Source organism: Mycobacterium sp. NGS15, assembly GCF_059813245.1.
Genome location: NZ_JCALEF010000006.1, coordinates 146,088 through 159,044, shown reverse-complemented (window position 1 = coordinate 159,044; position 12,957 = coordinate 146,088). Strand labels below are relative to the sequence as shown.

At 64.6% G+C, this 12,957-nt stretch carries 11 protein-coding genes and 1 tRNA gene; 10 read left to right on the top strand and 2 right to left on the bottom strand.

Annotated elements, in window-relative coordinates; translation table 11 throughout:
- The first annotated feature begins 1 nt into the window (after nt 1).
- Together AC5Y5C_RS18365 and AC5Y5C_RS18360 are read left to right on the top strand one after the other, a co-directional pair.
- Nucleotides 2-1,561 carry a cytochrome P450 gene (locus AC5Y5C_RS18365; protein ID WP_499975004.1) on the top strand — a complete coding sequence of 520 codons (1,560 nt, stop codon included), beginning with the start codon at nt 2-4 and terminating at the stop codon, nt 1,559-1,561.
- A 6-nt stretch (nt 1,562-1,567) separates the two neighbouring features.
- A complete protein-coding gene (locus AC5Y5C_RS18360; RefSeq protein WP_499975003.1) occupies nt 1,568-2,134 on the top strand; it encodes an HD domain-containing protein in 567 nt (188 codons plus the stop codon).
- Between the two features lie 5 nt (nt 2,135-2,139).
- Here the strand turns inward: AC5Y5C_RS18360 and AC5Y5C_RS18355 are convergent, their stop codons facing one another.
- Nucleotides 2,140-3,480 carry a cytochrome P450 gene (locus tag AC5Y5C_RS18355; RefSeq protein ID WP_499975002.1) on the bottom strand — a complete coding sequence of 447 codons (1,341 nt, stop codon included), beginning with the start codon at nt 3,478-3,480 and terminating at the stop codon, nt 2,140-2,142.
- A 158-nt stretch (nt 3,481-3,638) separates the two neighbouring features.
- Here AC5Y5C_RS18355 and AC5Y5C_RS18350 point away from each other — a divergent pair, with 158 nt between their 5' ends.
- The 3 genes from AC5Y5C_RS18350 to AC5Y5C_RS18340 all read left to right on the top strand — a co-directional run bounded on the left by AC5Y5C_RS18350 (nt 3,639) and on the right by AC5Y5C_RS18340 (nt 6,221).
- On the top strand, nt 3,639-4,205 hold the full coding sequence (locus AC5Y5C_RS18350; protein WP_499974998.1) for a YdcF family protein: 567 nt from the start codon (nt 3,639-3,641) through the stop codon (nt 4,203-4,205).
- Nucleotides 4,206-4,334: 129 nt separating this feature from the next.
- Nucleotides 4,335-5,558 carry an MFS transporter gene (locus AC5Y5C_RS18345; RefSeq protein WP_499974995.1) on the top strand — a complete coding sequence of 408 codons (1,224 nt, stop codon included), beginning with the start codon at nt 4,335-4,337 and terminating at the stop codon, nt 5,556-5,558.
- 87 nt (nt 5,559-5,645) lie between these two features.
- Entirely contained in the window at nt 5,646-6,221 is a 576-nt protein-coding gene (locus AC5Y5C_RS18340; protein ID WP_499974992.1) for a permease, read from the top strand.
- Between the two features lie 26 nt (nt 6,222-6,247).
- On the opposite strand, the gene AC5Y5C_RS18335 is transcribed toward AC5Y5C_RS18340, so the two are convergent.
- Nucleotides 6,248-6,320, bottom strand: a tRNA-Arg gene (locus tag AC5Y5C_RS18335).
- A 121-nt stretch (nt 6,321-6,441) separates the two neighbouring features.
- On the opposite strand from AC5Y5C_RS18335, the gene argS reads away from it, so the two are divergent.
- Genes argS through thrB form a run of 5 tightly spaced genes read left to right on the top strand, consistent with a single transcriptional unit; the run spans nt 6,442 to nt 12,785 of the window.
- Nucleotides 6,442-8,094: an arginine--tRNA ligase gene (gene argS / locus AC5Y5C_RS18330; RefSeq protein ID WP_499974991.1), complete on the top strand. Its 1,653-nt coding sequence runs from the start codon at nt 6,442-6,444 to the stop codon at nt 8,092-8,094.
- Between the two features lie 50 nt (nt 8,095-8,144).
- Nucleotides 8,145-9,503 carry a diaminopimelate decarboxylase gene (lysA, locus tag AC5Y5C_RS18325; protein ID WP_499974989.1) on the top strand — a complete coding sequence of 453 codons (1,359 nt, stop codon included), beginning with the start codon at nt 8,145-8,147 and terminating at the stop codon, nt 9,501-9,503.
- A complete protein-coding gene (locus AC5Y5C_RS18320; protein ID WP_499974987.1) occupies nt 9,500-10,804 on the top strand; it encodes a homoserine dehydrogenase in 1,305 nt (434 codons plus the stop codon). The genes lysA and AC5Y5C_RS18320 overlap by 4 nt, the downstream gene beginning before the upstream one ends.
- Nucleotides 10,801-11,868 carry a threonine synthase gene (gene thrC / locus AC5Y5C_RS18315; RefSeq protein ID WP_043077152.1) on the top strand — a complete coding sequence of 356 codons (1,068 nt, stop codon included), beginning with the start codon at nt 10,801-10,803 and terminating at the stop codon, nt 11,866-11,868. The genes AC5Y5C_RS18320 and thrC overlap by 4 nt, the downstream gene beginning before the upstream one ends.
- On the top strand, nt 11,865-12,785 hold the full coding sequence (thrB, locus tag AC5Y5C_RS18310; RefSeq protein WP_499974985.1) for a homoserine kinase: 921 nt from the start codon (nt 11,865-11,867) through the stop codon (nt 12,783-12,785). Before thrC ends, thrB begins: the two co-directional genes overlap by 4 nt.
- The last annotated feature ends 172 nt before the right edge of the window (nt 12,786-12,957 follow it).

The following is a 12,957-nucleotide window of genomic DNA, read 5'->3' as shown; positions in this document are numbered from 1 at the left end:
CGTGTCGGCTCCAGCGTTGCAGCCAGACCCCCTTTCCACGCTGCCATCGGCGGCGGCCGGTGAATGTCCGCTCAACCACGACCTGTACCCGGGCGGCCCGACGTTCCTGCGGTGGCATGACACCAAGGTCGGCTATCTGAAGTCGTGGCGTATGGCCCTGGGTGCGGTCTGGTCCACGTACCGGCACACCATCTCCGAGTACATCGCGGACCTGCCAGGCCAAGATGATGTCATCGTCGCCCGCGCGCCGATGCGGAAGATGGTCATCGTCCGAAACCCCGAGTTGGCGCGTCACGTCTTGGTGGCGAATCAGGACAACTACATCAAGAGCGCTGAATATGACCTGCTGGCAGTCGGTTTCGGCCGCGGTCTGGTGACCGACCTCAATGAAGGGCTGTGGAACCGGAACCGGCGGTTGGTACAGCCGATCTTCGCCAAGCGCCAGGTTGACCTGTTCGCCCCCCAGATGGCCGAGGCGTCGGCGCGCACCCTCGCGCGTTGGGACGCGCTATACGAGCAGGGTAAGGCGGTTGATGTCACCGCCGAGATGAACTACCTCACCATGGATATCGTCGCGCAGACCATGTTCGGCATCGACCTCGCCGGTGATATGGCTGAGAAGATGCGGATTAGTTTTGCGCGACTGCTCAAGCTCTTCGGCGTGGGCTTCATCGTCGGGGCCTCACCTCCGCTGCGATGGCTGGTGGACAAACTGGCCACTCATGGCCCCGATGAATTATCGGCGCACACGCCGCGTCTGGCGATCCGGGCATTGCGTATCGGGGCATCGGTCGTCGCGCCAAAGACGATGCGGGGCCTGCGCTGGGTGGAGAACACCATCGACCAGCTGATCGCCGACCACCGCAGTGGGCGGACTACCCGACAGGACAACTTGCTTGCGCTGTTGATGGCAGCCGAAGATCCCGAGACAGGGGCGAAGTACACGGACCTGGAGATTCGTGACGAGCTAATGACCTTCCTGGGCGCAGGGTTCGAAACGACGGCTGCTGCGCTCGCATGGACCTGGTATCTGTTGTCCCGCAACCCTGATGCCCGCGCCAAGCTAGGCGAGGAAGTTGACAGGGTGCTCGAGGGCCGGCTGCCGACGGCCGCTGACGTGGAGAACTTGCCGTGGACCATGGCCGTGATCAACGAGGCTATGCGGGTGTACCCGCCGATCATCGGCCTGGCGCGGTCCGCGAAGGAGGACGATGTGTTGGGTACATACCCGATACCCGCTGGGACGACTGTCGCGGTTCTCATCGAGGGCATCCACCGCAACGAGCGCGTGTGGGAGAACGTGGAGAAATTCGATCCTTCACGTTTCCTCAAGGAGAACCTACAACCCGAACAGCGCAAGGCACACATGCCCTTTGGTGCGGGCAAGCGGATGTGCATCGCGTCGGGATTCGCGAACCTGGAGGCCGTCATCGGGGTGGCCTCGCTGGCGCAGCAGTACGAACTGGAGCTGGTGCCGGGGCAGAACCCACGCCGCGAGGTGACCTTCACCGGCGGTCCTGAAGGCGAGATTCTCATGCGGCTGCGCAAACGGCATACCTGACGCGTGATGACGGTACTCACCGATGAACTGCGTTCGGATCTGTTGCGTCGATGGTCTGAGCCGCACCGCCGTCACCACGATGTCGTGCACCTGCGTGAGGTGCTCGATGCGGTGGATATGCTCGCGCGGGACGGTGCGCTCTTCGATCGCGAAACCGTTGAGCTGGCAGCGTGGTTCCACGACGCGGTGTATGAAATAGGCCGGGCAGACAACGAGCGCCAATCGGCGGAACTGGCCCGTCGGCTGTTGCCTCCCAGCATCGGTGACGAAGTGGCGCGCTTGGTAGTACTCACCGAGACGCATCGCGCCGAGCCAGATGATGCGAACGGTGCCGTGCTCAGCGATGCCGATCTCTCGGTGCTCGGCGCGTCCGCGGATCGCTACTCGCGGTACGTCGATGCGGTGCGCGAGGAGTACGCGTCGATTCCCGACGAGGTATTCCGGCTCGAGCGTGCGCGGGTGCTACGAGCACTGTTGGACAAGGCCGAGCTCTTTCATACCGCGGCGGGAAAGGCGCGTTGGGAAGCGGCCGCGCGACGCAATGTCGAGGCGGAGCTGCGCAAGCTTGTCTGACGGTGTCAGCGCCGCCGCACCGTGACGATCCCGTTGTTTTTCGGGCATGAGGCCACCCCGCGCGAGTGCCACTTTTCGTTGGGCGCCGTCGTGGTTTCAATGATGAAGTGCCGCAACACTGTCCGCAGCACGATGTCCATTTCCATATTAGCGAAGGCCGCCCCGACGCAGCGCCGGGTACCGCCGCCGTAGGGAACCCACGAATTGCCGGGCTTGGCACTGGTGAAGCGTTCGGGGTCGAAGCGCTCCGGATGAGGGAAGGCGGCCGGGTCGTCGTGCATGAGGTTGATGCTCACCACGAGGGAGTGGCCCTGTGGGATGCGGTACGGCCCGATATCGACGTATGGCGCCAGCACGTGGCGGCCCGCGAAGTCGATGACCGGACGACTGCGTTGTACCTCAAGGATTGTCGCCTGGCGGTATTCGCCGCTCTTGGTCTGCGCCTCTTCGGCAAGGCGGGACAGCACCTGTGGGTGCCGGGTGATCCGTTCGAAGGCCCACGCCAAGGTGGTGGCGGTGGTCTCGTGGCCGGCTGCCAGCAGGGTCAGTAGCTCGTCGCAGACGTCGCTGTGCGACATCGTGGTGCCGTCGTCGTAGGTGGAGCGCAACAGCAGGGCCAGGATATCGGTGCGATCCTCAAAATCCTTTGCGGCGAGGGCTTTGTCGATGAGTAGCGCGATCACTTGGTCGTAGCGCGCACGGTAGGCCTTCAACCTGCCCCACGGACTGAAACGTCCATAGTCACGTCGCGGCTGCGGCACGCGAGTCGTCAGAGAGGCCAGTACCACCCACGGCGGGATCAGTTCGCGCAGCTCGTCCAGCTCGGCTCCGTCGGCACCGAAGACCGCACGCAGGATCGCGTTGAGCGTGATCCGCATCATCGGTTCCATGGTTTCGAACTGCCGGCCCTCGGGCCATGACGCGCACTCGCGCAACGTCTCTTCCTCGATGATCTGCTCGTACTGAACCATGGCCTTGCCGTGGAACTTCGGTGCGAGCAGCTTGCGGCGGTGCCGGTGTTCGTTGCGCTCCAACGCGAAGACCGATCCGGGCCCGAGCTGCTGGCTCAGGTTGGGCTGGATATTGCCCAGAATCTCGGTACTGGTGGTGAACACCTGCCGGGTGAGATCGGGGTCGGCCACCACCACCGTGTATCCGAACTTGGGGATGTTGATCGTGTAGACCTTGCCGTACTTCTTGGCCAACCGGGTCGTGGTCCAGCGCCGTGAGGCCACGAAGGCGATGCCCTGCGCCAGCTTGGGCAGTGTCACGAGCGGGGGAGCGATGGGCTCGGGTATATCGGCTTCTCGGTCGATGGTTGAGGCCTCGGTCACGTCACCCTCCACGGCGTTGTGGTGTTAGTAGACATGTGTCTGATAACACAGCGTACATCTGTTATGTCGGTCACACCAGGGGAAATCGCGAGAGATTTGACCGGCGGGTCGACTTGACAGGGGTAACTCTGGCACCATGTACCTCGTCCGTCTCAGAAGTCACTTGGGTCGTGGAGGGCACATTGATCACTCGATGGACGACCGCGATGGTCGTCAGCGCTGTCCTCACGCTGAGCACCCCGGGGACCACGAGCGCCGAGCCCATGGCGACAGGCAAGGACTTCTCGAAGCCGGCGGTCGTCATCCTCGGATATGGGCTCAAGCCCGACGGCTCCATGCGGGACAAGCTCTATCAGCGAGTCGTGACGGGCAGGGCGATCGCCAACATGTTCCCGAATTCATTCGTCATCGTCACGGGCGGTAATCCGCAGAACGGTGTCTCCGAGGCCGAGCAGATGCGCAATATGCTTGTCGGCCTGGGATATCCGTCCGACCGGATCATCGTGGAGCCCCGGGCCAACAGCACGGTGCAGAATGCGCAGTTCTCGGTTCCGCTGGCCAAGCAGGCCGGCGCTTCCGGAATCATCCTGGTGACCAACTCGACCCACCAGCAGCGCGCAGATCGGAACTTCGCCGATGCGGGCGGCAATGTGCTGGCCACCGCGAGCTTCCCCGATGGGGACGCGCCCACCAACATCGGTCAGCTGATGCGCGACATCATCAGCCCGTTCCGCTGACGACCGCCGACAACTGTGGGACGACCACAGTTCGCCTGAAGGGAATGAACCCGGCAGAATCGGTAGTTGACCGATCAGGGCGCTCATCGATGTGCGCATCTAGCCGCATACCGCACAGGAGCCCTATTCATGACTGCCGTTGTCGATTCACGCGTGCAGCCCGGGGCGCCCGTATCTCCACGCGCTCGCCGAGGCGCGATTCTCGCACTGGCCATAGGGGGATTCGGGATCGGGACAACCGAATTCGTGGCGATGGGGCTGCTGCCCAATATCGCGCACGGCTTCCACGTCACCGAGCCTGAGGCCGGGTACGTCATCAGCGCCTATGCGCTGGGCGTTGTCGTCGGTGCACCGGTCATCGCAGCGCTCACGGCCCGGGCCTCGCGTCGGACCCTGCTCATCGCGCTCATGATCGCGTTCACGATCGGCAATGCGGCCACCGTCTTCGCGCCGGGCTATGCGGCGCTGATCGCGTCCAGGTTCGTCGCCGGGCTGCCGCACGGTGCATATTTCGGCGTGGCTGCGCTGGTGGCCGCCCACTTGGCCGGCCCCGGGGAACGGGCCAAGGCCGTGGGGCAGACGATGCTGGGTCTGTCGGTGGCCAATGTCGTGGGGGTTCCCGTGGCCACCTGGCTGGGTAACACCGTGGGCTGGCGTTGGGCCTTCGCCGTCGTCGCGGTCATCGGACTGGTCACGATCGGGGCATTGCTCAAGTTCCTGCCGGGGCTCACGGATATGAAAATCACGAATCCACTGACCGAGCTCGGCGCCTTGCGCCGCGCGCAGGTGTGGTTCACCCTGCTCATCGGCATCGTGGGCTTCGGCGGGATGTTCGCCTTCTACACCTACATCAGCACCACGCTCACCAGCGTCTCCGCACTGCCCAAGGCCGCCGTCCCGCTGGCTTTGGCGCTCTACGGAATTGGCATGGTCACGGGAAACGTGCTGGGCGGGTGGATGGCGGACCGCAGTGTGGTGCGGGCCATCGCCATCAGCCTGGTGCTGGTCGCGGCGATGCTGGTGGTTTTCGTGGTGGTATCCGGAAACATTTGGGCCGCACTGGTGCTGGTGTTCGCGGTAGGAGTTTCGGGAACGTCACTGGTGCCCGCGCTGCAGACCCGGCTGATGGATGTGGCCGATGACGCACAGACGCTGGCCGCCGCGCTGAATCACTCGGCACTCAACATGGCCAACGCCGGCGGGGCGTGGCTCGGTGGCCTGGTCATCGCCGCCGGGTATGGCTACCGCGCGCCGTCTCTCGTCGGTGCGATGTTGGCGGTCGCGGGGCTCGTCGTGCTCGCGTTGTCGCTTGTGTACGCGCGGCGCCGGCCAGTCGCCTTGCCCGCGGGCTGAGTCGATCAGACGCCGTAAATCGGATCGGCGTACGCGATCGGTGCCTTCTGGCGCACGAAGTCAATTCTCTTGGCCTAGCCTTTCGGTATGGCTGGGAGCGGCGAGGTAGGGCCTGCGGGCAAGGAGTCATTCTGGGCGAGGTGGCGCGGGCGCGTGATAGGGCTCATCGCCTTGCTGCTGGCGCTGGTTGCCGTGTATTTCGCGCTGTCGGCGTTCATCCCGCGCTGGTGGGCGCAACGCATCGCCGATATGTCCGGCCACGGCAGTTTCACCAAGGGAATCGGTAGCGGGCTCACGCTCGGGCTGCTGTGCACCGGAATACCGCTGCTGCTCGCGCTGTGGGCGTTTCTGCTGCGGGGTCGCCGCGGCGGGAAGTTCTTCGCCGGGGTGTTGACGCTACTCGCCGTCATTGTCGCGGTGCCCAATCTGATGACGCTGACGATTGTGTTCGGCACCAGCAATTCCGCGCATGCCGGTGAGCGAGTGCTCGATGTCGAAGCTCCAGGATTCCGCGGAGCGACGGCCATTGGGGCGATCGTCGCGTTGTTGGTCGTGCTGGTTGCCGCGTACTTCGTCGTGCGCAACTGGCGACGGCGCGTGAAGCTTGAGAAGCAGCAGGTCCGTGACGCTGCCGCCGTGGCGGAAGGTCCTACGGCCGAATAGATCGTGTGGACCGAATAAATCGTGTGTGCCCTCGGCAGGAATCGAACCTGCGGCCTTCTGCTCCGGAGGCAGACGCTCTATCCCCTGAGCTACGAGGGCATCAGGGCTTCGTAAGACTAGCTGTGACAGCCTAGCGCATCCCAATCAGCACCCCGAACACTGTTTCGGTCGCGTGTAAAGGATTCGGGGCCTGGATACCCCAGCCCATAGGATGATCGCCGTGACTCCCGCGGACCTCGCCGACCTGCTACGTTCCACCGCTACCACGGTGCTGGACGAGCGAGGCCTGGACACGTCGGCGCTACCGGCCACGGTGACCGTCGAACGCCCCCGTAATCCGGAGCACGGCGACTATGCCACCAACGTAGCCCTGCAGGTTGCCAAGAAGGTCGGTGTCGCCCCGCGCGACCTGGCCACCTGGCTCGTCGATGCGCTCGTCGCCAACGAGGCGATTGCCGCTGCCGAAATCGCCGGGCCCGGGTTCGTGAACCTGAGGATCGCCGCCGATGCGCAGGGCACCATCGTCACGAACATCCTCCGCGCGGGTCAGAACTACGGCAATTCCGATGCGCAGGGCACGCACACGGTCAACCTGGAATTCGTATCGGCGAACCCGACGGGCCCGATCCACATCGGCGGTACCCGTTGGGCCGCGGTCGGCGATGCACTGGGCCGGCTGCTGACCCGCCAGGGCGCCAAGGTCACCCGCGAGTACTACTTCAACGACCATGGGGCGCAGATCGACCGGTTTGTCCGCTCGCTCATCGCCGCGGCCGAGGGCAAGGAAGCCCCGGAGGACGGGTACGCCGGCGATTACATCGCCGATATTGCCAAGCAAGTGCTCACCCAGCGCCCCGATGCGCTCTCGCTGCCCGACGACGAGAAGGCCGAGGCGTTCCGTGCGGTAGGTGTGGACTTGATGTTCACCCACATCAAGGAGTCATTGCACGAGTTCGGCACGGACTTCGACGTTTTCACCCACGAGGACTCGATGCACACCTCCGGCAGGGTGCAGGAGGCCATCGCGCAGCTGCGTAAGACTGGCAACATCTATGAGAAAGATGGCGCGTCCTGGCTGCGTTCGAGCAACTTCGGCGACGACAAGGACCGGGTTGTCATCAAGAGTGACGGCAACCCCGCCTACATCGCCGGCGACATCGCCTACTACCTCGATAAGCGTGAGCGGGGCTTCGACCTGTGCATCTACATGCTCGGTGCGGATCACCACGGGTACATCGCGCGCCTGAAAGCCGTTGCCGCAGCGCTGGGTTACGACGCCGATAGCGTCGAGGTGCTCATCGGCCAGATGGTCAACCTGGTACGCGACGGCCAGCCGGTCCGGATGTCCAAGCGCGCCGGCACCGTCATCACCCTCGATGACCTGGTTGACGCCATCGGCGTCGATGCCGCCCGCTACGCGTTGATCCGGTCTTCGGTGGATACCTCTATCGACATCGACCTACAGCTGTGGGCCTCAGCATCGAGCGAGAACCCGGTCTACTACGTCCAATACGCGCACGCACGGCTCTGCGCGCTGGCGCGCAATGCCGCCGATCTGGGCCTGCAGCACTCGACCGACCATCTCGAACTGCTCACCCACGAGAAGGAGGGTGCGCTCATCCGGGGGCTCGGCGAGTTCGGCCGCATCCTGCAGAATGCCGCAGTGTTGCGTGAACCACACCGTGTCGCACGCTATTTGGAAAACATCGCCGGCGATTACCACCGGTTCTACGACTCATGTCGGGTGCTCCCTCAGGGTGACGAAACACCTGGAGATCTGCACGCGGCGCGCCTGGCGCTATGCCTTGCCACCCGGCAGGTCATCGCCAACGGCCTGGACATTCTCGGCGTGAGCGCACCGGAGCGGATGTGAGCGCACACCCGGCAGGCCCCCGCCACGCAGAAGGGGAACAGCACACCGCCATGACCAGTGCACCACCGGCCAACCCGACTGAGTTGGCGCCGAACGTATGGCCCCGCAATGCTTCTCGCGGTACCGACGGTGAGGTTACCCTCGCGGGCCTGACCGTCTCCGGGCTCGCCGAAAAGTACGGCACGCCACTGTTCGTCATCGACGAAGACGATTTCCGTTCACGCTGCCGGGATATGGCGGCAGCGTTCGGCGGCGCAGCGCGTGTGCATTATGCCTCGAAGGCGTTCCTGTGCACCGAGATCGCACGCTGGATCAAAGATGAGGGATTGGGCCTCGATGTCTGCTCGGCGGGTGAGCTTGCCATCGCGTTGCGCGCCGAGTTCCCGCCGGAGCGAGTCGCGCTGCACGGCAATAACAAATCTGAGGCGGAGCTCGCGCAGGCGGTGCAGGCCGGCGTTGGGCACATCGTCGTTGATTCGATGATCGAGATCGAACGTTTGGATGCGATCGCGGGCAGTGCCGGTGTGGTGCAGGACGTTTTGGTGCGCGTCACCGTCGGTGTCGAGGCGCATACCCATGAGTTCATCTCCACCGCGCACGAGGATCAGAAGTTCGGGTTGTCTCTCGCGGGTGGTCAGGCGCTGGAGGCCGTGCGGCGTGTCTTCGCCACCGACAACCTCCGACTGGTCGGATTGCATAGCCATATCGGCTCGCAGATCTTCGATGTCGACGGGTTCGAGGTCGCCGCGCACCGGGTGATCGGCCTGCTGCGTGATGTGGTCGCCGAGTTCGGTACCGAGAAGACCGCGCAGCTCAACATCATCGACCTCGGTGGCGGCCTCGGCATCAGTTACGTGCCCTCCGACGATCCGCCCCCCATCGGGGACCTGGCGGCCAAGCTTGGCGTGATCGTGCGCACCGAATCGGCGCTGGCCGGTCTGCCCGAGCCGCGTTTGGTGATCGAGCCGGGCCGGGCCATCGCCGGTCCGGGCACCGTCACGTTGTACCGGGTGGGCACCACCAAGGACGTGATTCTCTCGAATGGTCAGCGCCGCTACGTGAGCGTCGACGGCGGGATGAGCGACAACATCCGCACCTCGCTCTATCAGGCCGAGTACCACCCACAGCTGGTTTCCCGTGATAGCGATGTCGCGCCGGTGCTGTCCCGGGTGGTCGGAAAGCACTGTGAAAGCGGCGATATCGTGGTCAGGGACGCGTGGCTGCCGGAGGATGTGGCCCCCGGCGATCTGCTGGCGGTCGCCGCGACCGGCGCATACTGCTACTCGATGTCCAGCCGATACAACCTGCTGACCCGTCCGGCGGTCATCGCCGTCAAGGATGGCGAGGCGCGACTGATCCTGCGGCGCGAGACCGTCGAGGATTTGGTGAGTTTGGAGGTAAGTGAATGAGTGACGCGATAGGCGTAGCGATCCTGGGCCTGGGCAATGTCGGCAGCGAGGTGGCGCGCATCATCGAAAGCAGCGCGAGCGATCTCGCTGCCCGCATCGGTGCTCCGCTGGAGATCCGCGGCATCGGCGTGCGCCGTGTCGCCGACGACCGCGGAGTTCCGGTGGATCTGCTCACCGACGATATCGACGCCCTGGTAGCACGCGACGATGTCGACATCGTCGTCGAGCTCATGGGCCCGATCGAACCCGCCCGTCGCGGCATTCTGGCCGCACTCAATGCGGGCAAGTCGGTAGTCACCGCCAACAAGGCCTTGCTGGCCCAATCGGCCGGAGAGCTCGCCGAGGCCGCCGAAAGGGCAAGGGTTGATCTCTATTTCGAGGCCGCCGTGGCCGGTGCCATTCCGGTCATCCGCCCGCTGACGCAGTCCCTGGCCGGAGACTCGGTGATCCGGGTGTCCGGAATCGTCAATGGCACCACCAACTACATCCTGTCCGCGATGGACAACACCGGGGCCGGTTATGCCACGGCACTCGCCGAGGCGGGCGAGCTCGGGTATGCCGAGGCCGACCCGACCGCTGATGTCGAGGGTTATGACGCTGCGGCCAAGGCGGCCATCCTCGCGTCCATCGCCTTTCACACCAGGGTCAGCGCAGAAGATGTGTATCGCGAGGGCATCACGAATATCGGCGCTGAAGACTTCGAGTCAGCGCGGGCTTTGCAGTGCACCATCAAGCTGCTGTCCATCTGTGAGCGACTCGCTGATGCCGAGGGCCGCCAATGGGTTTCGGCCCGTGTCTATCCGGCGCTGGTGCCGCTGACCCATCCGCTGGCAAGCGTCAACGGCGCGTTCAATGCAGTCTTCGTGGAGGCAGAGGCCGCCGGGGAACTGATGTTCTACGGCCAGGGTGCCGGCGGTGCGCCGACTGCGTCCGCCGTGCTCGGCGATTTGGTCATGGCAGCGCGCAACCGGGTACAAGGGGGGCGTGGTCCGCGGGCGTCCCGATATGCGCAGCTGCCCATCGCCCCGATCGGTCTTATCCCGACCCGGTACTACGTGCGGATGCGGGTTGCCGACAAGCCCGGCGTGCTGGCCACCGTGGCCGCCGAATTCTCCAAGCGTGAGGTCAGCATCGCCACCGTTCGGCAGGAGGGCGAGGTCGACGAGACGGGCGCCCGGTTGGTTGTGCTCACCCACAAGGCGACAGATGCTGCGCTCTCGGAAACCGTTGCCGCACTTGCCGATCTCGACGTGGTGCTGGGTGTCGCGAGTGTCATCCGGCTGGAAGGAACACAAGAGTGACTGTTCACACCCCTTGGCCCGGCCTCATCGCGGCGTACCGGGATCGTCTCCCGATCGGAGAAAACTGGCAGCCCGTGACCCTGCGTGAGGGCGGTACTCCGCTGCTACCTGCGGCGCGCCTGTCCGAGCTCACCGGTTGCACGGTGCATTTGAAGGTCGAAGGCCTCAACCCCACGGGTTCGTTCAAGGACCGCGGCATGACGATGGCGGTGACCGACGCGCTGGCCCGCGGCCAGCGTGCGGTGCTGTGCGCCTCGACCGGGAACACCTCGGCCTCTGCCGCCGCCTACGCCGCCAAGGCGGGCATAACCTGTGCGGTGTTGATCCCGCAGGGCAAGATCGCGATGGGCAAGCTGGCTCAGGCCGTCATCCACGGTGCGCGGATCATCCAGGTGGATGGCAACTTTGACGACTGTCTGGAGCTGGCGCGCAAGACTACTGCCGACTATCCGACCATCGCGCTGGTGAACTCCGTGAACCCGGTGCGCATCGAGGGGCAGAAGACCGCCGCCTTCGAGATCATGGATGCCCTCGGCACCGCCCCGGATATTCATGCACTGCCGGTCGGCAACGCAGGGAACATCACCGCATATTGGCGCGGGTACAACGAGTATTACCGCGATGGTCTCTCGGATCGGCTGCCCAAGATGCTCGGTGCGCAGGCTGCGGGTGCGGCGCCTCTGGTCAACGGGGCCCCCGTTGCGAATCCGGAGACCATTGCCACCGCGATTCGAATCGGATCGCCGGCGTCGTGGTCGGGTGCTGTTGCCGCACAACAGGAGTCGGGTGGCAAGTTCCTGGCCGTCACCGACGAGGAGATTCTCAACGCTTACCGGTTGGTCGCCTCCAGTGAGGGCGTGTTCGTGGAGCCCGCGTCGGCGGCCAGCATTGCAGGCCTGCTGAAATCGGTTGCCGACGGTTGGGTTCCGAAGGGCTCCACCGTGGTTTGCACCGTGACGGGTAACGGCCTGAAAGATCCCGATAATGCCCTGAGCGGAATGCCCGAGGTGACTCCCATTCCGGTGCAGGCGAGCGCGGTCGCCGAGGCGCTGGAACTCGCGTGAACGAACTCCTGCCCGCGGGGCTGTCCACCACCGTGGTGGTGCCGGCGTCGAGCGCGAACCTGGGCCCGGGCTTCGACAGTCTTGGTATCGCACTGTCGTTATATGACGAGATCGAAGTCAACACAACCGAATCCGGTCTCAAGGTGGCCGTCGAAGGTCAGGGCGCCGGTGAGGTTCCGCTTGATGGCAGCCACCTTGTCGTGCGCGCGATCGAGCGCGGACTCGCCGCCGGAGGAGCCGCCACGCCAGGCCTGATCGTCCAGTGCCACAACAAAATTCCGCACTCGCGTGGGTTGGGTTCGTCGGCCGCGGCAGCAGTGGCCGGTCTGGCGGTCGCGAACGGACTGCTCGCCAAGGCCGGGCGCCCGGTGCTTTCCGATGAAGTGCTGGTGCAGCTGGCCTCGGAATTCGAGGGGCATCCGGACAATGCGGCGGCCAGTGTTCTCGGGGGAGCCGTGGTTTCCTGGTCGGAGACCTCGGGCGCGGCTCCTGTCTATGCGGCCGCTCGTCTCGATGTGCACCCCGATATCAGGGTTGTCGCCGCCATCCCCGAGGAACAGTCCTCCACGGCGCACACTCGTGTATTGCTGCCCGAATTTGTTACCCATGTAGATGCAAGATTCAACATTAGCCGTGCGGCGTTGCTTGCCGTCGCGTTGACTACGCGGCCGGATCTGCTCATGACAGCCACCGAGGATCGCTTGCATCAGCCGCAGCGCGCCGTCGCGATGCCGGCATCGGCGGAGGTTCTGGGATACCTGCGCAGCCAGGGGGTCGCGGCGGTACTTTCGGGTGCGGGACCTGCGGTGTTGGCGCTGACCACGGGCGATCTCCCCGATTCCGCGGTGAAATACGCTGAAGATCAAGGTTTCTCACTCGTGGCGTTATCCGTATCGGCGGGTGTGTCGGCTCGATAGCTGGCGTTATGGCTGGTGAGCGGGGGACTCGCCGGGGGGTGCTGGTTGCTTGATGCTCACCAGGGGGTTATCCTCGGTATCAGTCCCAGCAATTGCAGCTTCTGCGCACCTGCGCCGAGAACGAGGACGATCACAAATTCTCCTAGTTCTTTCCGATGTCTCCGTCGTCCTA